General features: G+C 65.7%; 20 protein-coding genes. 5 read left to right on the forward strand and 15 right to left on the reverse strand.

Annotated features, from left to right (window positions below; genetic code table 11):
- Nucleotide 1 precedes the first annotated feature (1 nt).
- Complete coding sequence (clpB, locus tag Q8S60_RS09880) at nt 2–2,647, reverse strand: ATP-dependent chaperone ClpB (protein ID WP_305668501.1); 2,646 nt, start codon at nt 2,645–2,647, stop codon at nt 2–4.
- A 206-nt stretch (nt 2,648–2,853) separates the two neighbouring features.
- Between clpB and Q8S60_RS09885 the strand changes: the two genes are divergently transcribed.
- Nucleotides 2,854–3,627, forward strand: coding sequence for an MOSC domain-containing protein (locus Q8S60_RS09885; RefSeq protein WP_305274808.1), 774 nt, complete (start codon nt 2,854–2,856; stop codon nt 3,625–3,627).
- Here Q8S60_RS09885 and Q8S60_RS09890 read toward each other — a convergent pair.
- From Q8S60_RS09890 to Q8S60_RS09920, 7 genes are all read right to left on the reverse strand, one after another.
- Nucleotides 3,624–4,343, reverse strand: a complete 720-nt coding sequence (locus tag Q8S60_RS09890; RefSeq protein ID WP_305274809.1) for a DUF4167 domain-containing protein — start codon at nt 4,341–4,343, stop codon at nt 3,624–3,626. The genes Q8S60_RS09885 and Q8S60_RS09890 overlap by 4 nt on opposite strands.
- 482 nt (nt 4,344–4,825) lie before the next feature.
- The gene (prmC, locus tag Q8S60_RS09895; protein ID WP_305668502.1) at nt 4,826–5,680 is read right to left on the reverse strand and encodes a peptide chain release factor N(5)-glutamine methyltransferase; all 855 of its coding nucleotides are present in this window, start codon (nt 5,678–5,680) and stop codon (nt 4,826–4,828) included.
- Nucleotides 5,677–6,744 (reverse strand): peptide chain release factor 1, encoded by a 1,068-nt coding sequence (gene prfA, locus Q8S60_RS09900; RefSeq protein WP_305274811.1) that lies wholly within the window; start codon nt 6,742–6,744, stop codon nt 5,677–5,679. Before prfA ends, prmC begins: the two co-directional genes overlap by 4 nt.
- A gap of 60 nt (nt 6,745–6,804) precedes the next feature.
- Nucleotides 6,805–7,956 carry a flavodoxin-dependent (E)-4-hydroxy-3-methylbut-2-enyl-diphosphate synthase gene (gene ispG, locus Q8S60_RS09905; protein ID WP_305274812.1) on the reverse strand — a complete coding sequence of 384 codons (1,152 nt, stop codon included), beginning with the start codon at nt 7,954–7,956 and terminating at the stop codon, nt 6,805–6,807.
- Nucleotides 7,957–8,295: 339 nt separating this feature from the next.
- Entirely contained in the window at nt 8,296–9,384 is a 1,089-nt protein-coding gene (locus Q8S60_RS09910) for a helix-turn-helix domain-containing protein (protein ID WP_305668503.1), read from the reverse strand.
- Between the two features lie 265 nt (nt 9,385–9,649).
- The gene (ptsP, locus tag Q8S60_RS09915) at nt 9,650–11,917 is read right to left on the reverse strand and encodes a phosphoenolpyruvate--protein phosphotransferase (RefSeq protein ID WP_305274814.1); all 2,268 of its coding nucleotides are present in this window, start codon (nt 11,915–11,917) and stop codon (nt 9,650–9,652) included.
- Between the two features lie 59 nt (nt 11,918–11,976).
- On the reverse strand, nt 11,977–13,236 hold the full coding sequence (locus tag Q8S60_RS09920; protein ID WP_305274815.1) for an aspartate kinase: 1,260 nt from the start codon (nt 13,234–13,236) through the stop codon (nt 11,977–11,979).
- A gap of 220 nt (nt 13,237–13,456) precedes the next feature.
- Here Q8S60_RS09920 and ubiG point away from each other — a divergent pair, with 220 nt between their 5' ends.
- From ubiG to Q8S60_RS09935, 3 genes are read left to right on the forward strand one after another with little or no spacing between them, the layout of a single operon-like run.
- Nucleotides 13,457–14,218, forward strand: coding sequence for a bifunctional 2-polyprenyl-6-hydroxyphenol methylase/3-demethylubiquinol 3-O-methyltransferase UbiG (ubiG, locus tag Q8S60_RS09925; RefSeq protein WP_305274816.1), 762 nt, complete (start codon nt 13,457–13,459; stop codon nt 14,216–14,218).
- 11 nt (nt 14,219–14,229) lie between these two features.
- Nucleotides 14,230–14,601, forward strand: coding sequence for a cytochrome c5 family protein (locus Q8S60_RS09930; protein ID WP_305274817.1), 372 nt, complete (start codon nt 14,230–14,232; stop codon nt 14,599–14,601).
- A complete protein-coding gene (locus tag Q8S60_RS09935) occupies nt 14,598–15,980 on the forward strand; it encodes a D-arabinono-1,4-lactone oxidase (protein WP_305274818.1) in 1,383 nt (460 codons plus the stop codon). Before Q8S60_RS09930 ends, Q8S60_RS09935 begins: the two co-directional genes overlap by 4 nt.
- 101 nt (nt 15,981–16,081) lie before the next feature.
- Here Q8S60_RS09935 and Q8S60_RS09940 read toward each other — a convergent pair whose 3' ends face one another.
- The 4 genes from Q8S60_RS09940 to Q8S60_RS09955 are packed head-to-tail and all read right to left on the reverse strand — an operon-like array spanning nt 16,082 to nt 18,477.
- Complete coding sequence (locus Q8S60_RS09940) at nt 16,082–16,519, reverse strand: DUF1178 family protein (RefSeq protein WP_305274819.1); 438 nt, start codon at nt 16,517–16,519, stop codon at nt 16,082–16,084.
- The gene (locus Q8S60_RS09945) at nt 16,516–17,379 is read right to left on the reverse strand and encodes a carbon-nitrogen hydrolase family protein (RefSeq protein ID WP_305274820.1); all 864 of its coding nucleotides are present in this window, start codon (nt 17,377–17,379) and stop codon (nt 16,516–16,518) included. The genes Q8S60_RS09940 and Q8S60_RS09945 overlap by 4 nt, the downstream gene beginning before the upstream one ends.
- A gap of 5 nt (nt 17,380–17,384) precedes the next feature.
- Nucleotides 17,385–17,642: a glutaredoxin 3 gene (gene grxC, locus Q8S60_RS09950; protein ID WP_305274821.1), complete on the reverse strand. Its 258-nt coding sequence runs from the start codon at nt 17,640–17,642 to the stop codon at nt 17,385–17,387.
- A gap of 58 nt (nt 17,643–17,700) precedes the next feature.
- Entirely contained in the window at nt 17,701–18,477 is a 777-nt protein-coding gene (locus Q8S60_RS09955; RefSeq protein ID WP_305274822.1) for a ComF family protein, read from the reverse strand.
- A 24-nt stretch (nt 18,478–18,501) separates the two neighbouring features.
- Between Q8S60_RS09955 and Q8S60_RS09960 the strand changes: the two genes are divergently transcribed.
- Nucleotides 18,502–19,497, forward strand: a complete 996-nt coding sequence (locus Q8S60_RS09960; RefSeq protein WP_305274823.1) for a methyltransferase domain-containing protein — start codon at nt 18,502–18,504, stop codon at nt 19,495–19,497.
- Here the strand turns inward: Q8S60_RS09960 and Q8S60_RS09965 are convergent.
- The 3 genes from Q8S60_RS09965 to argJ form a co-directional block, all read right to left on the reverse strand.
- Complete coding sequence (locus Q8S60_RS09965) at nt 19,494–19,655, reverse strand: Flp family type IVb pilin (RefSeq protein WP_305274824.1); 162 nt, start codon at nt 19,653–19,655, stop codon at nt 19,494–19,496. The two genes, Q8S60_RS09960 and Q8S60_RS09965, sit on opposite strands and share 4 nt — an antisense overlap.
- Nucleotides 19,656–19,686: 31 nt before the next feature.
- On the reverse strand, nt 19,687–20,121 hold the full coding sequence (locus Q8S60_RS09970; protein ID WP_305274825.1) for a (deoxy)nucleoside triphosphate pyrophosphohydrolase: 435 nt from the start codon (nt 20,119–20,121) through the stop codon (nt 19,687–19,689).
- A 97-nt stretch (nt 20,122–20,218) separates the two neighbouring features.
- A complete protein-coding gene (argJ, locus tag Q8S60_RS09975) occupies nt 20,219–21,424 on the reverse strand; it encodes a bifunctional glutamate N-acetyltransferase/amino-acid acetyltransferase ArgJ (protein ID WP_305275114.1) in 1,206 nt (401 codons plus the stop codon).
- Nucleotides 21,425–21,461: the final 37 nt, after the last annotated feature.

Here is a 21,461-nt window from a genome sequence, read left to right on the forward strand (position 1 = left end):
CTCAATGCACGACGCGCAGGCCCTTGTCGGCGTCGCCGTAATCCTCGCCGAAACTCGCGCCGCCGACTTCGTGGCCATCGATGATGAGGCCCGTGGCGCCGGCCGAGACCTGCACCGTTTCGCCGTCGGCGATCTTGCCGAGCAGCAGCAGTTCGGCGAGCGGGTCCTGCAGGTTGCGCTGGATGACGCGCTTCAAGGGGCGCGCACCATAGACCGGATCGTAGCCGGCATCCCCGAGCCAGGTCCGCGCCGCATCGTCGAGTTCGACGCGGATGTTGCGGTCCTTGAGGAGCTTCTGCAGCCGCCCGATCTGGATGTCGACGATCGTGTCCATCTGCTCGCGGCTGAGCCGGTGGAAGAGCAGGATCTCGTCGAGACGGTTGAGGAATTCGGGCCGGAAGCGCGAGCGCACGACATCCATCACCTGATCGCGCACGCCCTCGACATCCTCGCCCGGCTTCTGCTCGGCGAGATATTCGGCGCCGAGGTTGGACGTCATGATGATGAGCACGTTCTTGAAATCGACCGTGCGGCCCTGCCCGTCCGTCAGGCGCCCGTCGTCCAGCACCTGCAACAGCACGTTGAAGACATCCGGGTGCGCCTTCTCGATCTCGTCGAACAGCACGACCTGATAGGGCCGGCGGCGGACGGCCTCGGTAAGGGCGCCGCCCTCCTCATAGCCGACATAGCCGGGCGGCGCGCCGATCAGCCGCGCGACCGAGTGCTTCTCCATATATTCCGACATGTCGAGGCGGACGATCGCCTGATCGTCGTCGAACATGAATTCGGCGAGCGCCTTGGTGAGCTCCGTCTTGCCGACGCCGGTGGGCCCGAGGAAGAGGAACGAGCCGATGGGCCTGTTCGGATCCTGCAGGCCCGCACGCGCGCGGCGCACGGCACGCGACACGGCCGAGACCGCTTCCGCCTGGCCGACGACGCGGGCGCCGAGCGCCTTTTCCATGCCGATCAGCTTTTCACGCTCGCCTTCCAGCATCTTGTCGACGGGAATGCCCGTCCAGCGCGAGACGACCTGCGCGATATGCTGCTCGGTGACGGCCTCTTCGAGCATCGCGCCCTTCTCTTCGCGCTTCTCCGTTTCCGCGAGCTTCTTCTCGAGGCCCGGGATGATGCCATAGGCGAGTTCGGAGGCGCGCTCGAGCTTGCCCGCGCGCTGCGCCTGCACGAGTTCGTTGCGCGCATTGTCGAGCTCTTCCTTGATCTTCTGCGCGGAGGCGAGCTTCGACTTCTCGGCCGCCCATACGGCGGCGAGATCGGCGGATTTCTTTTCGAGCTCGCCGAGTTCCGTCTCGATCTTTTCGAGCCGGTCCTTGGATACCTGATCCTTTTCCTTCTTCAGCGCCTCGCGCTCGATCTTGAGCTGGATGACGCGGCGGTCGATCTCGTCGAGTTCTTCCGGTTTGGAATCGACCTGCATGCGGAGCCGCGAGGCGGCCTCGTCCATCAGGTCGATCGCCTTGTCCGGCAGGAAGCGGTCGGCGATGTAGCGGTCCGACATGGTGGCGGCGGCGACGAGCGCGGCATCCGAAATGCGGACGCCGTGGTGAAGCTCGTACTTCTCCTTGAGGCCGCGCAGGATCGAGATCGTGTCTTCCACCGTCGGCTCGTTGACGAAGACCGGCTGGAAGCGCCTGGCCAGCGCCGCATCCTTCTCGACATATTTGCGGTATTCGTCGAGCGTGGTCGCGCCGACGCAATGGAGATCGCCGCGCGCAAGGGCAGGCTTCAGGAGGTTCGAGGCGTCCATCGCGCCGTCCGTCTTGCCGGCGCCGACAAGCTGGTGCATCTCGTCGATGAAGAGGATGATGCCGCCATCGGCCGACGACACTTCGGCGAGCACGGCCTTCAGCCGCTCCTCGAATTCGCCGCGATATTTCGCGCCCGCGATGAGCGAGCCGAGATCGAGCGCCATGAGCGACTTGTTGCGGAGGCTTTCGGGCACGTCGCCATTGACGATGCGGAGCGCGAGGCCTTCCGCAATGGCGGTCTTGCCGACGCCCGGCTCGCCGATCAGCACCGGATTGGTCTTCGTGCGGCGGGACAGCACCGGGATGGTGCGGCGGCTTTCCTCGTCGCGGCCGATCACCGGGTCGAGCTTGCCCGACCGCGCATCGGCGGTGAGGTCGCGCGCGTATTTCTTCAGGGCGTCATAGGCATCCTCGGCGCTGGCGCTGTCGGCCGTGCGGCCCTTGCGGACGCTTTCGATGGCGGCATTGAGCGACTGCGCGGTGACGCCCGCGGTCTTGAGGATCTTTTCCGATTCGGTGCCCGGCGTGAGCAGCATGGCAAGCAGCAGCCGCTCGGCGGTGACATAGCTGTCGCCCGCCTTCTTCGCGAGGCTTTCGGCCTGATCGAAAACCTTGGCGATTTCGGGCGCGAGATAAAGCTGGCCGGCGCCGGAGCCCTCGACCTTCGGCATTTTGGAGAGCGCCGTCTCGACACCCTGCAACGCCTGGTCCGGGCGGCCGCCGGCCGCGCGAATGAGACCCGCCGCGAGGCCTTCCTCGTCGTCGAGCAGAACTTTCAGCAGATGTTCGGGTGTGAAGCGCTGATGCCCCGAGCGGACCGCGAGCCCTTGCGCGGACTGGATGAAGCCGCGGCTGCGATCCGTATATTTTTCCAGATCCATTTATCTTCCCTTTCAAGCACGCTTCCGAAACGGCCGGGAATACGCGCCCCGCGTCGTCTCATGCGCCTTATCCAACGGCACAACCCTCTTCGAGGCATTGAGCCCGATCAGATATTGGCGTTGCCCGGCGGCCACACAAGGGGCAAGCTCCCGGTCAGTTTGCCGCAGAAACCTGCCGGATTCGTTACCGGCGAGCGAGGACCCTCATGGGAGACAGCGCCACAATCGTCGGCCTCTACCGCTACCCGGTCAAGGGTCTCTCGCCCGAGCCGCTGGCCGAGGTAACGCTCAAGGCTGGAGAAACTTTCCCCTGGGACCGCGCCTTCGCGATCGAGAACGGCAAACACGATTTCGACCCGGCGAACCCGAAGCATTTTCCCAAGATCAAGTTCCTGATGCTGATGCGCGACGAGCGGCTGGCGGCGCTGAAGACGCATTTCGACGACGCGTCGACGACGCTGACGGTCGCGAAGGACGGGAGCGAGGTGCTGCGCGCGAACCTCATGACGGCGGAGGGGCGCGCGGCGCTGGAGGATTTCATGCGCGGCTATATGGAGAAGGAATTGCGCGGGCTCCCGCGCGTCGTCCATGCGCCGGGCTTCTCGCATTCGGACGCGCCGGCGAAGCTCGTCTCGATCATCAACATGGCGAGCGTGCGGGCGCTGGAGGAGAAGATCGGCGCGCATGTGAACCCGCTCCGCTTCCGCGCCAATGTCTATGTGGAGGGACTGGCGCCCTTCGCGGACCATGACTGGGTGGGACGGCGCTTCCGGATGGGAGATGCGGGGTTTCAGGGCATCCACAAGACGGTGCGCTGCGCGGCGACCAATGTCGACCCCGCGACGGCGGCGCGCGACATGGAAATTCCGGCGACCCTGATGAAGCATTGGGGCCATGCCGATCTCGGCCTCTACGCCGAAATAAAATCGCCGGGCACATTGAGGCCCGGCGATCGTCTCGTTCTCGAAGAGCAGGTTTAGTCGGCGCTGTCGACGACGGGCGCCGATTCGGCGCGCGGCGCGGCATCGCTGCGTTCACCGCCCGCCGCATCGCTGCGCGGACGGCGGCGGCGGTTCTGGCGGCGGCGCGGCTGGCCCTCGCCCTGCTCGCCACCCTGACCGGCCGGCTGACCTTCGCCCTGACCGCTCGCCTGCATGGCGGCGCTGTCCGCGGCTTCGTCGTCCATATCGCTCTCGGCATTTTCGGGCCGGTCGTCGCGGCGGCCGTTCATCTGGCCGCCATTGTTGTTCTGATGGTTCTGGCCGCCACCATTGTTGTTCTGGTTCGGGCCGCCGTTCTGGCGCGACTGGCCTTCCTGCTGATGCCAGGGCTGGCCGGGATGACGCGGCTGCGGACCGTCGGGCGTGTAATCGCCCTCGTTCTCGCTCTCCTCGTCTTCGTCGGGCCGGTAGCCGAGGCTGCTCTGCTGGCGCTGCTGGCCTTCCTGGCCCTGCTGCGTGGCCATGAGAAGCCGGTAATAGTGCTCAGCGTGCTGATAGTAGTTTTCCGCCGTTACGCGGTCACCCGCCGAGATCGCGTCGCGCGCGAGCTGCTGGTACTTCTCGCAGACAGTCGCCGCGGTACCGCGGACCTTCACGTCGGGACCGTTGCTGTCGTAAGCCCGGTTGGCCGAATGCTGCTGCGGCTTGCGGCCGCGTCCACGAGAGCGCTTGGAGTTGTTTTGCCCCTGCCTCATATCGTCTGATTTCTCGCTACTGGTTCAACTGTAATTCGGTGTGAACTCTGTCCTAGAGATAGATGCGAGCGCTTTCGTCCAAAGTCGATTGCGCTCTTCTTCGCGCGGTCGGCGTGTTACACACACAGCCGCCGATCCAGCTTCGCGGGAAGACATAGAGAGGTCTTTTCGCGAGATGGACTTCACCAGCACACAGATTCGCCGTCCATCAGGGACCGGTCATTCGGATGCTAAGAAGTTCCGATCCCATACCGCGCCCGACCAGCCCGGCGCTTCGATATGCGATCTAAAATGCGGGGCCGCCTTCAGCACCTTCCGAACCCGGCCCGGACGGCATCTGACTGCCCGGACTGTCGTCCCTGTTTTTCGGAGGACGGGGTTCGAGGAGCGAGGCGTATTCACCCGGCTCGTTTTCCCTAACCGAAACCTAGTACCTGACAGCCCGGATTCCAAACGATTTCTGCCTTCCGGAACCCGGAAAATCATCGTCGTGGCAGGCCTGCAACGAGCGCCCGGGGCGTGCCCGAAAGGTCCGGAACGATGCGCAACACGGGGCAACCCGCCGCTTCGAAGATATCGCGTACCGCCGCCGCCTGCCCCTGGCCGAGTTCGACGACGGCAACCCCCTCCTGCGTCAAAGTGTCCGGGAGCGCGGCCGCAATGGCGCGATAGGCATCGAGCCCGTCGGCGCCGCCATCGAGCGCGAGCAGCGGATCGTACTCGCGCACGTCCCGATCGAGCCCGGCAATCTCGCCGCTCGCGATATAGGGCGGGTTCGAGATGACGAGATCGAATTTTTCCGAAAGCCCCGCCGCCCACGAAGCCTGACGGAAGACGGCGCGGCCGGCGAGACCGAGCCGCGCGGCGTTCTCCCGTGCAACCTCAAGCGCCGCTTCGGAAATATCGACGCCGGTGCCGCTCGCATCCTGCCGCTCGTGGAGAAGCGTGAGCAGCAGGCAGCCCGTGCCGGTGCCGAGATCGAGCAGGCGCGGCTGCACGACGGATTCGAGAAGTTTCAGCGACGTCTCGATCAGCGTCTCGCTGTCCGGCCTCGGATCGAGCGTCGCCGCCGTGACGGCGAAGGCGAGGCCCCAGAATTCGCGGATGCCGAGAATGCGCGATACCGGCTCGCGGGCGAGCCGGCGGCGCTCGAACGCGGCGAGGCGCTCTTCCTCCTCCGCCGTCATCGGCGTGCCGGGCTCCCGGATCATCTCGATGCCGGAGGCGCCTGTGACGGCCTGCACGAGCAGACGCGCATCGAGCTCCGGCGTCGGCAGACCCGCCTGCTTCAGGCGCCAGCCGAGCATTCGCATCGCATGATCGCGGCTCGCCGTCACGCCTCGTCGCCCATTGCGGCCAGCCGTGCCGCCTGGTCCTCGGCAATGAGCGCGTCGATCAGCTCGCCCAGCGCCTCGCCTTCGAGCACCTGATCGAGCTTGTGGAGGGTGAGATTGATGCGGTGATCGGTGACACGGCTCTGCGGGAAATTATAGGTGCGGATGCGCTCCGACCGGTCGCCGGAGCCGACCTGCCCCTTGCGCGCGGCGGAGCGTTCGCGGTCGATCCGCTCGCGCTCGGCATCGAAAATTCGGGCACGAAGGATCTGCATCGCGCGCGCCTTGTTCTTGTGCTGCGACTTCTCGTCCTGCTGCGCGACCACGATGCCGGTCGGCAGATGGGTGATGCGCACCGCGCTTTCGGTCTTGTTGACGTGCTGGCCGCCGGCACCCGACGCGCGGTAGACGTCGATGCGGAGGTCCTTGTCCTCGATATCGACATCGACCTCTTCGGCCTCCGGCAGAACCGCGACGGTGGCCGCCGATGTGTGGATGCGTCCGCCGCCCTCCGTCACCGGCACGCGCTGGACACGGTGGACGCCGGACTCGAATTTCAGCTTCGCATAGACGCCGGCCCCGGAAATGCCCGCGATGATTTCCTTGTAACCGCCCATCTCGCCTTCGGAGGCAGCGATAAGCTCGACCTTCCAGCCCTGACCGGCGGCATAGCGCTCATACATGCGGAAGAGGTCGCCCGCGAAAAGCGCCGCCTCGTCACCGCCCGTGCCCGCGCGCACTTCGAGAATGACGTTGCGGTCGTCGGCGGCGTCCTTTGGCAGCAGCATGAGCTGAACGTCGTGTTCGAGCTTCGGCAGTTCCTCGTTGAGCCGCGCGATCTCCTCCTTCGCCATCTCCGCCATGTCGCGGACGCGCAGAAGCTGTTCGGCATCGGCATATTCGCGCCGCCGGGAGAGAAGCTTGCCGATCGCGGCGGCGACGGGCTCAAGCTCCGAAAATTCCTTCGATAGCGCGACGAACCTGTCGCGCGGCACATCGGAATTCATTTCGGATTGCACCGCTTCGAAGCGGGCGACGACGCTCTGGAGTCTTTCTTCGGGAATCATGTGACTTCGGTCTCGGGGAAAAGGATTGAACGCGGGCGGAAGGATTTCGATCCAGCCTCGCTAATCCCCGGCAAGCGCGCGCGGCTCGAGCGCCGCTTCCGCAGCTTCCTTCGCCGCTTCGATTTCCTTCGCCTTCTCCTCGACGAGCGAAACGAGATGCTCGACGATTTCCTCGTTCCTGATCTTGTGGTCGGTGAGACCCGCGAGATAGACCATGCCGGAACCGGCGCCGCCGCCGGTGAAACCGATATCCGTCTGCTCCGCCTCGCCCGGCCCGTTGACGACGCAGCCGATGACCGAGAGCGTGAGCGGCGTCGCGATATGCGCGAGGCGCTCTTCGAGAATCTTCACCGTCTCGATGACGTTGAAGCCCTGACGCGCGCAGGACGGGCAGGAAATGATGGTGACGCCGCGATGGCGCAGCCCGAGCGACTTCAATATGTCGAAGCCGACTTTCACTTCTTCCACCGGATCGGCGGAGAGCGAGACGCGGATCGTGTCGCCGATGCCGCCCCAGAGCAGCATGCCGAGGCCGATGGAGGATTTGATCGTGCCGGTCATCAGGCCGCCGGCTTCCGTCACGCCGATATGGAGCGGGCAATCGATGGCGTCGGCAAGTTGCTGATAGGCGGCGACCGTGAGGAAGGGGTCTGACGCCTTCACGCTGATCTTGAATTCGTGGAAATCGTGATCCTGCAGGATACGCGCGTGATCGAGCGCGCTTTCGACCATCGCCTCCGGGCAGGGCTCGCCGTATTTTTCCAGAAGGTCGCGTTCGAGCGACCCGGCATTGACGCCGATACGCATGGAGACGCCGTGATCCTTCGCGGCCTGCACGACTTCCTTCACCCGCGCCGCCGAGCCGATATTGCCCGGATTGATGCGGAGGCACGCGGCGCCCGCCTCCGCCGCCTCGATGGCGCGTCGGTAATGGAAATGGATGTCGGCGACGATCGGGATCTTCGTCTCGCGGACGATGTCCTTCAGCGCCTTCGTGGAATCTTCGTCCGGGCAGGAGACGCGGACGATGTCGCAGCCCGCCTCCTCGATGCGCCTGATCTGCTCGATGGTGGCTTTCGCATCCGAGGTGAGCGTGTTCGTCATCGTCTGGACGGAAATCGGCGCATCGCCGCCCACGGCCACGGACCCCACATGGATCTGCCGGCTCGGTCTGCGCATGATGTCGCGCCAGGGTCTGATGCTGCTGCTCATTTTCTCGGTCGGTTCTCACACGCGCCGCGCGGCATGTGGCTCACACGGGGGACGAGGCTTCCGGGCGCGGCTTCAATGAACCGCACCATCCTGCCTTCTCATAGCAGAAATATGGCGCCGACGCATATTTCCCACGTTTCGCGGGCGTGGACGGCTTCCGCTCTGCCACCCTCCCCCTGTGGGAGGGTCGAAAAATTCGAGCAAAGCGAAGAATTTTTCGGGGAGGGGTGACTCCTTGCCACACGGATTATCCGTCACCCGGGTCATGTGCGCTTACCCCTCCCCAAACGGTCTTCGACCGTTTGACCCTCCCATAGGGGGAGGGTGGAAGGAGAAAGATTATTCGACCGTGAGGATTTCACCCTGCACGGCGGCTTCCGCCGGCTTCGGCATGGAGGCCAGAAGATCGGCGTGATCCAGCGATTTGCCGGTCAGGACCAGCGTGGGCGGACCGGCGAGGCCGAGCGACTGGCCGTCGACCATGATTTCGAAGGCGCTGGCGTCGCGCGCGACCAGAATGACGCCCGGGCGAGACGGCGCGCGGTAGCTGTCGCCGGCATTGAAGGTCTGCTCGATGAGTACCTGCCCGGTGCCGTCCTCGACGCGCATCCAGGCGCCGGCCCGGCGGGCACGCACGACGACGCGGCCGTCGACATTTTCGGCGCCGTAGGGCGTGCCTTCGGGCAGCGGCGGCAATTCCGTCGTGGCGGCTTCCTCAAGCGCGGCCATGTCGACCTCGCCTGTGCCCTCAAGGGGGAGCCCTTCGGCGTCGACCGCCGCGGGCGCGGGGGCCGGCTCGTAGATCGATTGCGGCGCGAGGCCCGGGATGCGCACGACCGGCACGGCATCGGCGCTCGGGGTGGCGGCGGACGCACTGTCGCCGCGCGCGCCGGCGGGCGTCTGCGCTTCTTCGGCGGCGGGCGCCGGCGCGGGGGCCGCGACACGGGCGCTCATCATTTCATCGGTGGATTTCGTCAGCAGCCAGCCGCCATAGGCGCCCGCCGCGACGACGAGCGCGACGATGAGGGCCGTGCCCTTGGGCAGGCGGCGCTCCTCGGCGGCGTCCGGGAAGTTGAGTTCCGACGCCGCTGCTTCCAGGGCATCGAGTTCGGCCTTGTAGCGCGCCACGACGTGGCGGCTGTCGAGGCCGAGATATTCCGCATAGGAACGAACGAAGCCGACGGCATAGGCGCGGGCGGGCAGCGCGTCGTGGCGGCCTTCCTCAAGCGCTTCGAGCTGATCGCGGCGAATGCGCAAGGCCTGCGCGATGCTGCGAACATCCTCGCCCCGGCGCAGCCGCGCGGCGCGCAGATCCGCGCCGACGGACTCCGCCTCGACGGAAACTTCGTTTGTGATGTCGCGCAGATGCAGCCGCCGACGAGGCTCCGACCCATCGTTTCCGGTCGGCAGCATAGTGACTTTGTTCATTTCTCCGGGCTCTTCCCGAGCTGAGCCATCTCAATCCGCGTAGTTTTGATGCCTGTTCGGCCCCACGAATTGCCATGGACGTTTCAAAACGCGACAGCCGCACCCCCGCGAGCAGGCCTCCGCATATCGCCCAATGCATCTGAGAACCCAGAATAGAACAAAAGTCTTGACAAATCGCAACCGGAGATTGCTCCAAACCTATCATTATCAAGGTATTTTTAAGGTTCCATTCAGCGGGAACGGGAGCGGGGTCCCGCGCGGCGCTTCAGACGGCGACGCCATGCTCTTCGGCAAAGGCGGCGAGATGCGCGCGGACGCTTCTGTCCGGGAGCCCGTAAAGACCGGCCATGAAGGCTTCAAGGCGGCCCACATCGAGCGAGCGGACCATCATCTTGACCGGACCGACGGCGGCCGGCGACATGGAAACCCGCCGCAGCCCCAGCCCGACCAGCGCCATGGCCTCGAGCGGCCTGCCCGACATCTCGCCGCAGAGCGTGAGCGGCGTCTTGTGTTCGTCGCATTTGACGACGATGTGACGCAGGAAGCTGAGGACGGCGGGGCTGAGGAAATCGTAACGCGTGGCGACGCGGGGATTGCCCCGGTCGGACGCGAACAGGAACTGAAGAAGATCGTTCGAGCCGATCGACACGAAGTCGACCAGCGGCAGGAGCGCGTCGAGCTGCCAGGCGAGCGAGGGCACTTCGAGCATGGTGCCGATTTCGAGCGAGGCGGGCCTCTCCTTGCCGAACTTGTCGAGCCGGGCGAGTTCCTTGTCGACCAGGGCGCGGGCGCGGGAATATTCGGCGACCTCCGCCACCATCGGGAACATGATGCGCAGCGACCGGCCCGCCGCCGCTGTCAGCAGCGCGCGCACCTGGTGGCGCAGCAGCGCCGGACGGTCGAGGCTGATGCGGATCGCCCGCCAGCCGAGCGCCGGGTTCTCTTCCTTGAGCGCGGCGAGGTTCATGTAGGGCAGCATCTTGTCGCCGCCGATGTCGAGCGTGCGGAAGACGGCCGGCTTGTCGCCTGCCGCGTCGAGCACGGCGCGGTAGAGCTCGATCTGCTCGCGCAGCGACGGCAGCGTCGAGGCGATCATGAACTGCAGCTCGGTGCGGAAGAGGCCAATGCCGTGGGCGCCCGCCTCTTCGAGATGCGGCAGGTCGACCTGCAGGCCGGCATTCACGTAGAGCGCAACGTCGTGGCCGTCGAGCGTGACCGACGGCTCGCCCCGGATTTCCTTGTACTGTTCCTGCTTGCGGGCGCGGAAGCGGGCCTTCTCCGAATAGGAGGCGATGACTTCCTGCGACGGACGGATATAGATCTCGCCCGTGTCGCCGTCGACGATGATGGCGTCGCCCGGCTCGATATTCTCGAGAATGTCCTCGGCGCGGCCGACGGTGGCGATGCCGAAGGCGCGCGCGACGATGGAGACATGCGCGTTGGGCGCGCCGTCCTCGAGCACGAGACCCCGGAGCCGGCTCTTGTCGTAGTCGAGCAGTTCGGCCGGGCCCATGTTGCGGGCGATGATGATGGCATCGCTCGGCAGGTTCGCCGACAGCGAGGCGAGCGTGACGCCGGTGAGCTGGCGGAGCAGCCGGTTCGCGAGATCGTCGAAATCGTGCAGCCGGTCGCGGATATAGGGGTCGGCCGCGCGCTGGAGCCGGGCGCGCGTGTCGTTCTGCACGCGCTCGACGGCGGCTTCGGCGGTCAGACCCGTCTTCACCGCCTCGAGCATCCGCTGCAGCCAGCCGCGGTCATTGGCGAACATGCGATAGGCCTGCAGCACCTCCCGGTGCTCGCCCGCATGGGAGAGGTCTTCCGTCTCCAGCATGTCGTCGATGGAGCCCCGGAGCGCATAGACCGCCTGTTCGAGGCGCTTCAGTTCAAGCTCGGTATCCTCGGCGATCAGCTTCGTCACATGGACGCGCGGCTCGTGGAGCACGGCATGGCCGAGCGCGATGCCTTCCGAGAAGGAGGCGCCGACGATATGGACGGAGGTCGGCCGCCCGAGCAGGCGCTCTTCCTGCTGCTCGGTGACGAGATCGGCGGCGGCGACGACTTCGGCGAGCACCATCGCGACCGTCTGCAGCGCCTCGACTTCTTCTTCCGTGTAATGCCGCTTGGTGCGGTTCTGCACGACCAGCACGCCAACGACCTTGCCGCTCCGGAGGATCGGCACGCCCATCAGCGACTTGTAGATTTCTTCGCCCGTTTCCGGCCGGTAGGCGAAGCCGGGATGCGACTGCGCGTCGGCGAGGTTGAGGGGCCGCGCATGGGCGGCGATGTCGCCGACGAGACCTTCGCCGACCTTCAGCCGCGTCGCATGGACGGCCGTCGGCTTCAGGCCTTCGGTGGCCGACAGCTCAAGCTCGCGCGCGCCGTTCATGAGATAGGCCGAGCAGACTTCCGCGACCATGTTGGAGGCGATCAGCACGACGATCTTGTCGAGCCGCTTCTGCGCGCTCTCCGGCTCCGCCATGACCTCGCGCAGCCTCCGGAGCAGAATGCGCGGACCACCCACGGAGCCCGGCATCAGACAGGATCCCGTTTGCTGCGGATATGGAAAGAGGCGAGGTTCACGAGCCCTCCCCGCTACTCGGCGTCGAGACCGTAAGCCGTGTGCAGCGCGCGCACGGCAAGCTCGGTGTATTCCGAAGAGATCAGCACGCTGACCTTGATCTCGGATGTCGTGATCGCCTGGATGTTGATGCCCTTTTCCGCCAGCGTCTGGAACATGGTCTTGGCGACGCCGGCATGACTGCGCATGCCGATGCCGATGATCGAGACCTTGACCACGTTCGTATCGGTCTTGACTTCCTTGCAGCCGATTTCCTTCTGCGCCTTGCGGATAACATCTTCCGCGCGGTGCAGTTCCGCCTGCGGCACGGTGAAGGTCATGTCCGTGCTTTTGCCGTCGTCCGACACGTTCTGGATGATCATGTCGACATTGATCGAGTTGTCGGCGAGCGGCCCGAACACGCGCGCGGCAACGCCCGGCTTATCCTCAACCTTGACAAGCGTCACCTTGGCTTCGTCCTTCGAGTAGGCGATGCCGCTCACGACCTGCTGTTCCACGATTTCATCCTCGTCGCAAACTAGAGTACCGGGCCCGTTGGCCCCCGCGCCATACGCGCCGAACGGGGCATCGGGCGCATCGAAGCTCGAGCGGACCTGCAGGCGCACCCGGTGAACCATAGCGAGCTCGACGGAACGGGTCTGGAGCACCTTGGCGCCGAGCGACGCCATCTCCAGCATTTCTTCGTAGCTGATCTTATCAAGCTTTCGGGCCTTCGCAACGATGCGGGGGTCCGTCGTGTAGACGCCGTCGACATCGGTGTAGATGTCGCAGAGGTCGGCGCCGATCGCCGCCGCGATGGCGACCGCGCTCGTATCCGAGCCGCCGCGCCCGAGCGTCGTGATTCTGTTATCGGGGCCGAGGCCCTGAAAACCCGCGACGACCGCGACCTGGCCCTGGGAAAGGCGGCTTATGAGCTCGGTACCGTCGATCTCCTGGATCCGCGCCGCGCCATGCGCGCCGTCGGTGCGAATCGGTATCTGCCAGCCGAGCCATGAGCGCGCCGGTATGCCGATACGCTGGAGCTCGATGGACAGCAGCGAGACCGTGATCTGCTCACCGCTCGCGACAATGGTGTCGTATTCGCGTGCGTCATGGAGCGGCGCCGTTTCGCGCGCCCAGCTGACGAGCTGATTGGTCGTGCCGGCCATGGCCGAGACGACAACCGCCACTTCGTGGCCCGCATCCACTTCGCGCTTCACATGCTGCGCCACATTGCGGATCCGCTCGATGTCCGCCACCGAGGTACCGCCGAATTTCATGACCAGTCTGGCCATCGCCTCATCCACATCCCTGGGCGCATGGCCCCGTCAACAATTCCCGGCGCTCTGGACCGGACCGGGCGGAACGCCCTATATCATTCCCCAGATCGAAGATGGTGTTCGAAGATGGGAGCCGGGCCGCCGGGCGCGGCCATACATACAGGCCCCCGGGCGGAGCCGCAACCGGCGCAAAATGCGGCAAAAACCCACAAAGACGCAGGGGAAGGCTGGCAAAATGGCCGATACAACGCATAAAGCGGCGCGCTCGAGCATCGACCCCGGCGAGATCGCCCGATTTTCGGCCATGGCCGCCGAATGGTGGGACCCGGCGGGCAAATTCCGCCCGCTCCACAAGTTCAACCCGACCCGGCTCTCCTATATCCGCGAGCGAGCAACGGCGCATTTCGGCCGCGACCCGAAATCCACACGCCCCTTCGAGGGCCTGCGCTTCCTCGACATCGGCTGCGGCGGGGGCCTGCTCTCCGAACCGATGGCGCGGCTCGGAGCCACCATGGTGAGCGCCGACGCCTCGGAGAAGAACATAAAGACCGCGTCCGTCCATGCCGCCGAACAGGGCCTCGACATCGATTACCGCTGCACCACGGCCGAAGCACTGGCGCAAGGGGGCGAGAGCTTCGACGTCATCCTCAACATGGAGGTGATCGAACACGTCGCCGACCCCGTGAGCTTCCTGAAGGATTGCGCGGGCATGTTGCGGCCCGGCGGGCTCATGTTCGTGGCGACGCTCAACCGCACGCTGAAGGCGCATGCGCTGGCGATCGTGGGTGCGGAATATATTCTCGGCTGGGTCCCGCGCGGCACGCATGACTGGAAGAAATTCATCACGGTGAACGAGATGAAGGCCGGGATCGCGAGCACCGGGCTGACGCTGAAGGAACTGACCGGCGTGAGCTACAATCCGCTCACCGACAAATGGTCGCTCTCGGGCGACACGGACGTAAACTACATGGCGCTTGCGGAGCGGGCGCGGGACTAGACGGGGGACAGATGGGGCATCGGGGATGGCGCCGCGCCGTGCTGGCGGGGCTTGTGCTGGCGGGATTGGCGGGATGCGGCGAGGAGCAGGAAGCGGCTGCGCCCGTGGTGCTCGACGCGCGCGCGGCGGCGTTTTACGAACATAGTTGCAGCACATGCCACGAGGACCCAGCAACCGGCGCACCGCAAACGCATGACGAAGCGGCATGGGCGCCGCGCATCGCCAAGGGCGACGACCAATTGCTCGACAACATCGTGAACGGCTTCAACGGCATGCCGCCGCTCGGCCAGTGCATCGAATGCGACGCCGGCGACTTCATCGCGCTGACGCATTTCATGGCGTCGCCCGCCGCCGGCGAAAAGAACGGGGAGACGAAGGAATGAAAATCTCGCGCCGCCACCTGCTGCAATATGCGGCAAGCGCTTCGGCACTGGCCGCGACCGGCGCGATACCGGCCGCGCTGACCAGCGCCTTCGCCGACGAGCCGCGCCGCGTCATCCCGTGGAAGAACTGGTCGGGCGGACAGAGCTGCACGCCGGCCCTTCGCAGCGTGCCCGAAAGCGAAGCGGAACTGGCCGAACTCGTCGCAAGGAGCGCGACGCCGATCCGCGCGGTCGGGGCCGGGCATTCCTTCTCGCCGCTCGTGCCCACGGAAGGCACGCTCGTCTCCCTCGACCGCCTGAGCGGCTATGTCTCGCATAACGCGGCGACGCATCGCGCGACCTTCAAGGCCGGTACGCGGCTTGGCGCCATGGCCGCAATGCTGGCGGGAAACGGCCTCGCGCTCGACAACATGCCCGACATCAACAAGCAGACGATCGCGGGTGCGATCTCGACCGCGACTCACGGCACGGGCGCCGAACTGGGCTCGCTGTCGAGCTTCGTGACGGACCTGCGGCTCGTGACGGCGGCGGGCGAGACGCTTGACTGCAACGGAGGAAACGCGGACCTGCTCAACGCGGCGCGCGTGTCGCTCGGCGCGCTCGGTATCGTGACGGAGACGACGATGCAGGCGCGGCCGCTCTACAAGCTGAAGCGGCGCACATGGGTCGCGCCCGTGGAGGAGATGCTGGAGCAGGCGCCGGAACTGTGGGCGAAGCACCGCAATTTCGAATTCTACTATGTGCCCTATTCCGGCATGACCATCGGCATCATCAACGACGAAACGGACGACGCGGAGACGCCCGAGCCCGTCAACGAGGACGATGACGGCTTGCGGCAATTGCAGCAGTTGCAGGAATGGCTCGGCTGGGCGCCCTCGGCCCGGCGCTGGGTCATCCAGACGATCATGGACGGGATGGAGCCGGAGGAGCGCGTCGACTATTCGCACAAGACGCTTTCGGCGGAACGCAATGTGCGCTTCAACGAAATGGAATATCACCTGCCGCGGGAGGCAGGACCAGAGGCGCTGCGCGAGATCGTCGCGACGATAGAAGACAACAATATCGAGGTCTTCTTCCCGATCGAGTTCCGCACCACGGCACCGGACGACGCCTGGCTGAGCCCCTTCTACAAGCGCGAAAGCTGCTCGATCGCCGTGCACCGTTTCCACGAAGCGGACTACACGCCCTATTTCAGCGCCATTGAACCGATCTTCCACAAACATGACGGCCGCCCGCATTGGGGAAAGCTCAACACGCTGAAGGCGGCGGACTTCGCGGCGCTTTATCCGAAGTGGAACGATTTTCTTGAAGTGCGCGCCGAACTCGACCCGGAAGGGAAGTTTCTCAATCCGAATTTACGGGATGTGTTCGGGGTCTAGTAAGCTCTGAACAGTTTTGTGAGACGCCGCTTCGCGGCTTCTGGATTGCCGGCCTCCTTGATTACAAAGGAGGGCCCGGCAAAGACAGTAAATAGAGAGCCTCAATTCGCCTGACGCGGCGGCACGACCGGCAACGGCGCGACGTCGACGCCTTCCTCGACCAGCTCGCGGGCCTCGTCGAGCGTCGCCTCGCCGTAGATGTCGCGATGCTCCGTCTCGCCGTAGTGAATGCGTCGTGCTTCCTCGGCGAATTTGTCGCCGACATAATCGCAATTCTCCTCGACGTGTTTCTTCAGCGCGAGCATCTTCATGCTCATCTTCTGCGCCATCTCGGCCGGCGTCGAGGCATCCGGAATCTTCAAGCCGTTCTTCGTGCCCTTGCCGAGACTCGGCGCCATCAGCGCCTTGCGCACGTCGCCGCTGCCGCAATGCGGGCAGAGAATGTCGCGCGCCGCGACCTGCGCGTCGAAGGTTTCCGAGGAGGCGAACCAGCCATCGAATTCGTGATCCCGTTCGCAGACAAGCGCATAGCGGATCATGATGCCTGCCTCGCGGGGGCTTTTACCGGCAGGCTGAAACCGCGATCGTGCCCGAGACTCGGCACGCGCTGGCGCGCTTCGCCGATGCGGGTCGTATCGATCTCCGCGAGAACGATACCGGGTTCGTCGTGATCCGCCTCGGCGATGATTTCGCCCCAGGGCGCAATGACAAGACTGTGGCCGTAGGTTTCGCGGCCGCACTCATGGCGCCCGCCCTGTGCCGGCGCGAAGACGAAGCAGCCCGTTTCGATGGCGCGTGCCTTCAGCAGCGTGTGCCAATGCGCGGCACCGGTCTGGCGGGTGAAGGCGGCGGGCACCGTGAGGAAATCGGCACCGGCCTGGGCAAGCGTGCGATAGAGCTGCGGAAAGCGGAGATCGTAGCAAACGCTGAGACCGAGCCGCCCCCAAGGCAGGTCCGCGATCACAGCTTCGCGGCCCGGCTCGAAATTCTTGCTCTCGCGGTAGCTCTCGCCGCCCGCGAGATCGACATCGAACATATGGATCTTGTCGTAGCGCGCCGTGACGGCCCCTTCCGGCGAGATCAGGAAGGAGCGGTTGGCAAGCTTGCGCTCCGCAAGCTTGACCGGCAACGAACCGATCAGAAGCCAGATTTTCCTTTCCGCCGCGAGTGCGCGGAAGACGGGCAGCGCCTCGTCCTCTTCTTCCGGCCGCGTATGGGCGAAGAGGTCGTCGCTTTTCGTTTCGAGGAGCGAGGTCATCTCCGGCGTCAGCACAAAGTCCGCCCCCTGCGCCGCCGCTTCCGAGACGAGCGCAGCCGCCGCGGCGACATTCGCCGCCACGTCGCGCCCGGCGCGCATCTGCACGCAGGCGGCTGTGAAGGATTTGGGGGACGCCGTCATGCCGTTCAGGCGGCGAGCAGGGCGTCGAGCTTGCCTGTGCGGTCGAGCTCATAGAGATCGTCGCAGCCGCCGACATGCTTCTCGCCGATGAATATCTGGGGAACGGTGTGACCGCCATGCGCGCGGTTCATCATTTCCCGGCGTTTGTCCGCATCCATTCCGACATCGATCTCGGTGAAGGAGACGCCCTTCTTCTCGAGCAGGCCCTTTGCCCGGAAGCAATAGGGACACATCATCGTCGTGTAGATCGTCACATCCGCCATGGCGGCACTCCGGCAGGTTGAACAACGGGACAAATATTCCCGAAAACGGGCACTTGCATCATATAGATGCGCCGCCAGCCGGTACAACCCGGGCAAGGCAGAGCACGGAAACCTCCCGCGCACCGGCCCGGACGAGGACACGGGCGCAGGCTTCCGCCGTCGCGCCGGTGGTCATGACATCGTCGATGAGGACGATCCGCTTGTCCTTGACGAGGGCTGCCGCATCGCCCGCGAGACGGAAAGCCCCGGCGACGTTCCGCCGCCGCGCATCGCCCGAAAGCCCCACCTGGGGCCGCGTCGCCCGCACGCGGACAAGAAGCCCCGGCACGCAGGCTATGCCCGCAAGTTGGGCAACGGCGCGGGAAAGTTCCGCCGACTGATTGAAACGGCGGGAGAAGAGCCGCCGACTGTGAAGCGGCACCGGCGCGACGATATCGGCCTCCGCGAGAAGCTCGCCGCCCGCGCGCAGGAGCCAGCGGGCGAAGGCGGGCGCGGCTTCCATGCGGTCGCTGTATTTGAAGCGGTGGATGAGCGCGGTACAGCCTTCATTGTAACGCATGACCGCGCGGGCCTTCGCATAGGCCGGCGGGCTGGCGAGCGCGGCGGCACTGACCGCGCCCTGCCCCGCGTCGTAGGGAAACGGAACGCCCGTCATTTCGCAGTAGGGCCGCTCGATGAAATCGATGCGCGCCCAGCAGGCACCGCAAAGCGCGCCATGGACCTCCACCCCGCGCCCGCAGGAAAGGCAGAGCGGCGGCAGAGCGAGGTCGGCGAAGCGGGCGAAACCTGCCCTCGCCGCATCCACCCAACCCGCAAGCCCCGCCATCTGCCCCATGAAAAAATCCTAGCACAATGGCTGATGCCCGCGAGGGCCTTGCGGGCGGCGGGCGCGGCCATCATGATGCGCGCCATGCCGCCGCCCCCCGACAGCCAGATGCTTATCTTCGACCGCGCGACCCTGAGGCGCCGCCGCGACCGCGCGGCGCCGGGCTTCGCCGCGCATGATTTTCTGGTCGCCCGCGCGGCCGAGGACATCGCCGACCGGATCGCGGGCGTGAACCGCGACTTCGCGGTGGCCGCCGATCTCGGTTGCCATCAGGGCGCGCTGTCGCGGGCGCTCGGCGCGGGCGGACCGGCGGCGGGAAAGATCGGCATGCTGGTTTCCGCGGATATGTCGCTGCCGATGCTGCGCTCGGCGCCCGCCCCTCGCGTGGTCGCGGACGAGGAGGCGCTGCCCTTCGGCAATGCGAGCCTCAACCTCGCGACCAGCATTCTCTCGCTCCACTGGGCGAACGACCTGCCCGGCGCGCTGATCCAGATACGCCGCGCGCTGAAGCCGGACGGGCTGTTCGTGGCGGCGCTGTTCGGCGGCGAGACGCTGACCGAACTCCGGCAGTCGCTGACGGAGGCCGAAATCGAAATGGAAGGCGGGCTCTCGCCGCGCGTTTCGCCCTTTGCCGACCTGCGCGACGTGGGCGCGCTGCTGCAGCGGGCGGGCTTCGCGCTGCCGGTCGCCGATACCGACCGCGTGACGGTGCGCTATGCCGACCCATTCCGGCTGATGGCGGAGCTGCGCGGCATGGGCGAGACGAACGCGCTCGCCCAGCGCCGCCGGACGCCGCTTCGCCGCGCCACACTGATGCGCATGGCGGAAATCTACCGGGATAAATTCGGGCTGCCGGACGGCCGGATACCCGCGACCTTCGATATCGTGATTGCGACGGGCTGGGCGCCGCATGAGGACCAGCAGAAGCCGCTCAGGCCCGGAAGCGCGCAGACAAGGCTTGCCGACGCACTCGGCGCCAGCGAAATCAAGGCCGGCGAAAAGGCCGGACCGGGCGGCGAAAACTCTTAAAGCGCGAGGGCGTCGGAGATTTTTCCGTAAAGCGCATCACGAATCGTCTCGCCCACGGAGCCGACGGCGATGGCGATGACGATCGAAAGAGCACTGAGGATCAGTCCGTATTCGACCGCTGTGGCGCCGCTCTCGTCTGCCCAGAATTTCTTCATCATCGCGGTCGCCCCTGCCCTTGCTTCGCGCCCGCTAGAGCAGGTCGCGCAGTACCGCCACCAGCGGCTCATCCGCCGGGGGCATCGGATACTCCCGGAGCCTTGCCGGGCGCACCCATTCGAGCGCCTGTCCCTCGAGGGGCTGGACCCGGCCCTCCCAGCGCCGGCATACGTAAAGCGGCATCAGGAGGTGGAACCCCTCATATGCGTGGCTCGCGAAGGTGAGCGGCGCAAGGCACGCCTTCGCGACGTCGATCCCGAGTTCTTCCTTCAACTCACGGATCAAGGTCTCCTCGGGCACCTCGCCCGGTTCCACCTTGCCGCCAGGAAATTCCCACAGGCCCGCCAGAGGCTTGCCTTCGGGACGGCGGGCAAGCAGCACCCGCCCATCGGCATCGACAAGCGCGCAGGCCGCGACGAGCAGGAGCTTCCGTTGCTCACCCGTCAGGCTTTCGCGCTTATCGGCCATGCTGGAACTTTCCGGTTAACGCTTGGTAGCAAAATCGATCCGCGAGGGATTCGGAGGGATTTGCTTATGTTTTTAGTTAAAAACGGGTAACGCCCACTCAACTGCGATAATCGGCATTGATGCGGATGTAGTCGTAGGTGAGGTCGCAGGTCCAGACCGTGGCCGACGACTTGCCGACGCCGACATCGACCTCGATATCGATATCGGAACCCTTCATGTGGCGGGCGACCGGCGTTTCGTCGTAGCCGGGGACGGCCATGCCGTTCTTGGCGACATCGACGCCGCCGATGCGGATCGTGAGCCTGTCGCGGTCCGCGGCCTCGCCGGACTTTCCGACCGCCATGACGATGCGGCCCCAATTCGCGTCCTCGCCGGCGATCGCGGTTTTCACCAGCGGCGAGTTGGCGATGGTCATGGCGATCCGGCGCGCTGCCTGATGGCTCTCGGCGCCCGAGACCGCGATCTTCACGAACTTCGTCGCACCCTCGCCGTCCTTCACCACCTGATGCGCGAGGTCGAGCATGATCTCGTCGAGTGCAGCACGGAAACCACGGAGCCGCGCATCGCCCGCCCGCACGATCGGCGCCTCGTCCTTCATGGCCGCCCCCGTCGCGAAGACGAGTACGGTGTCGCTGGTCGATGTGTCGCTGTCGACGGTGATGGCGTTGAAACTGTCGCGCACGCCGAGCAACAGCAGCGTCTGCAGGATTTTCGCCGGGATCGCGGCATCGGTGAAGATGAAGACGAGCATGGTCGCGAGATCGGGCGCGATCATGCCCGACCCCTTGGCGATGCCGTTGATCGTGACCTCCGCGCCGCCGATCTTCACCTTGCGGGTGGCGGTTTTCGGATAGGTGTCGGTCGTCATGATGGCGCGGGCGGCTTCGTCCCACGCATCGTCCGAGGCGCCCGCGAGCGCCGCCTCGATGCCGGCAACGACGGGAGCCGGATCCATCGGCTGGCCGATGACGCCGGTGGAGGCGATGAAGACGTCCTTCTGGCGGCAATTGCCCGCTTGCGCGGCGGCGGCGGCCGTCGCCTTGACGGTCGCGACGCCGGCCTTGCCCGTGAAGGCGTTGGAATTGCCGGAATTGACGACGAGCATCCGGCCCTCGCCCCCCTCGGTCACATTGTTGCGGCACCACTCGACCGGGGCCGAGGCCGTCTTCGAGGTCGTGAAGACGCCCGCGACCTGCGTGCCTTCGATCATCTTCGCGACCAGAAGATCGGTCCGGCCTTTATATTTGATGCCGGCGGCGGTCGCGCCCAGCAGGACGCCGCCGACAGGCGAGAGCTTCGGCATCGATTTCGGCGCGAGTGGAGAAACCTTCGACGCCGCC

The organism is Parvibaculum sp. (genome assembly GCF_030694575.1).
Lineage (GTDB): Bacteria > Pseudomonadota > Alphaproteobacteria > Parvibaculales > Parvibaculaceae > Parvibaculum.

What these genes read in the sequence shown, in the direction of transcription:
- grxC (WP_305274821.1), bottom strand. Translation starts at nt 17,642, where the DNA reads ATGGCGGATGTGACGATCTACACGACGATGATGTGTCCCTATTGCTTC.
- Q8S60_RS09945 (WP_305274820.1), bottom strand. Translation starts at nt 17,379, where the DNA reads ATGACGGCGTCCCCCAAATCCTTCACAGCCGCCTGCGTGCAGATGCGC.
- ispG (WP_305274812.1), bottom strand. Translation starts at nt 7,956, where the DNA reads ATGAGCAGCAGCATCAGACCCTGGCGCGACATCATGCGCAGACCGAGC.
- clpB (WP_305668501.1), bottom strand. Translation starts at nt 2,647, where the DNA reads ATGGATCTGGAAAAATATACGGATCGCAGCCGCGGCTTCATCCAGTCC.
- Q8S60_RS09970 (WP_305274825.1), bottom strand. Translation starts at nt 20,121, where the DNA reads ATGGCCGATAAGCGCGAAAGCCTGACGGGTGAGCAACGGAAGCTCCTG.
- ubiG (WP_305274816.1), top strand. Translation starts at nt 13,457, where the DNA reads ATGGCCGATACAACGCATAAAGCGGCGCGCTCGAGCATCGACCCCGGC.
- argJ (WP_305275114.1), bottom strand. Translation starts at nt 21,424, where the DNA reads ATGCCGAAGCTCTCGCCTGTCGGCGGCGTCCTGCTGGGCGCGACCGCC.
- Q8S60_RS09955 (WP_305274822.1), bottom strand. Translation starts at nt 18,477, where the DNA reads ATGGGGCAGATGGCGGGGCTTGCGGGTTGGGTGGATGCGGCGAGGGCA.
- Q8S60_RS09935 (WP_305274818.1), top strand. Translation starts at nt 14,598, where the DNA reads ATGAAAATCTCGCGCCGCCACCTGCTGCAATATGCGGCAAGCGCTTCG.
- Q8S60_RS09965 (WP_305274824.1), bottom strand. Translation starts at nt 19,655, where the DNA reads ATGATGAAGAAATTCTGGGCAGACGAGAGCGGCGCCACAGCGGTCGAA.
- Q8S60_RS09920 (WP_305274815.1), bottom strand. Translation starts at nt 13,236, where the DNA reads ATGGCCAGACTGGTCATGAAATTCGGCGGTACCTCGGTGGCGGACATC.
- ptsP (WP_305274814.1), bottom strand. Translation starts at nt 11,917, where the DNA reads ATGCCGGGCTCCGTGGGTGGTCCGCGCATTCTGCTCCGGAGGCTGCGC.
- Q8S60_RS09885 (WP_305274808.1), top strand. Translation starts at nt 2,854, where the DNA reads ATGGGAGACAGCGCCACAATCGTCGGCCTCTACCGCTACCCGGTCAAG.
- prfA (WP_305274811.1), bottom strand. Translation starts at nt 6,744, where the DNA reads ATGATTCCCGAAGAAAGACTCCAGAGCGTCGTCGCCCGCTTCGAAGCG.
- Q8S60_RS09930 (WP_305274817.1), top strand. Translation starts at nt 14,230, where the DNA reads ATGGGGCATCGGGGATGGCGCCGCGCCGTGCTGGCGGGGCTTGTGCTG.
- Q8S60_RS09910 (WP_305668503.1), bottom strand. Translation starts at nt 9,384, where the DNA reads ATGAACAAAGTCACTATGCTGCCGACCGGAAACGATGGGTCGGAGCCT.
- Q8S60_RS09960 (WP_305274823.1), top strand. Translation starts at nt 18,502, where the DNA reads ATGCCCGCGAGGGCCTTGCGGGCGGCGGGCGCGGCCATCATGATGCGC.
- Q8S60_RS09890 (WP_305274809.1), bottom strand. Translation starts at nt 4,343, where the DNA reads ATGAGGCAGGGGCAAAACAACTCCAAGCGCTCTCGTGGACGCGGCCGC.
- Q8S60_RS09940 (WP_305274819.1), bottom strand. Translation starts at nt 16,519, where the DNA reads ATGATCCGCTATGCGCTTGTCTGCGAACGGGATCACGAATTCGATGGC.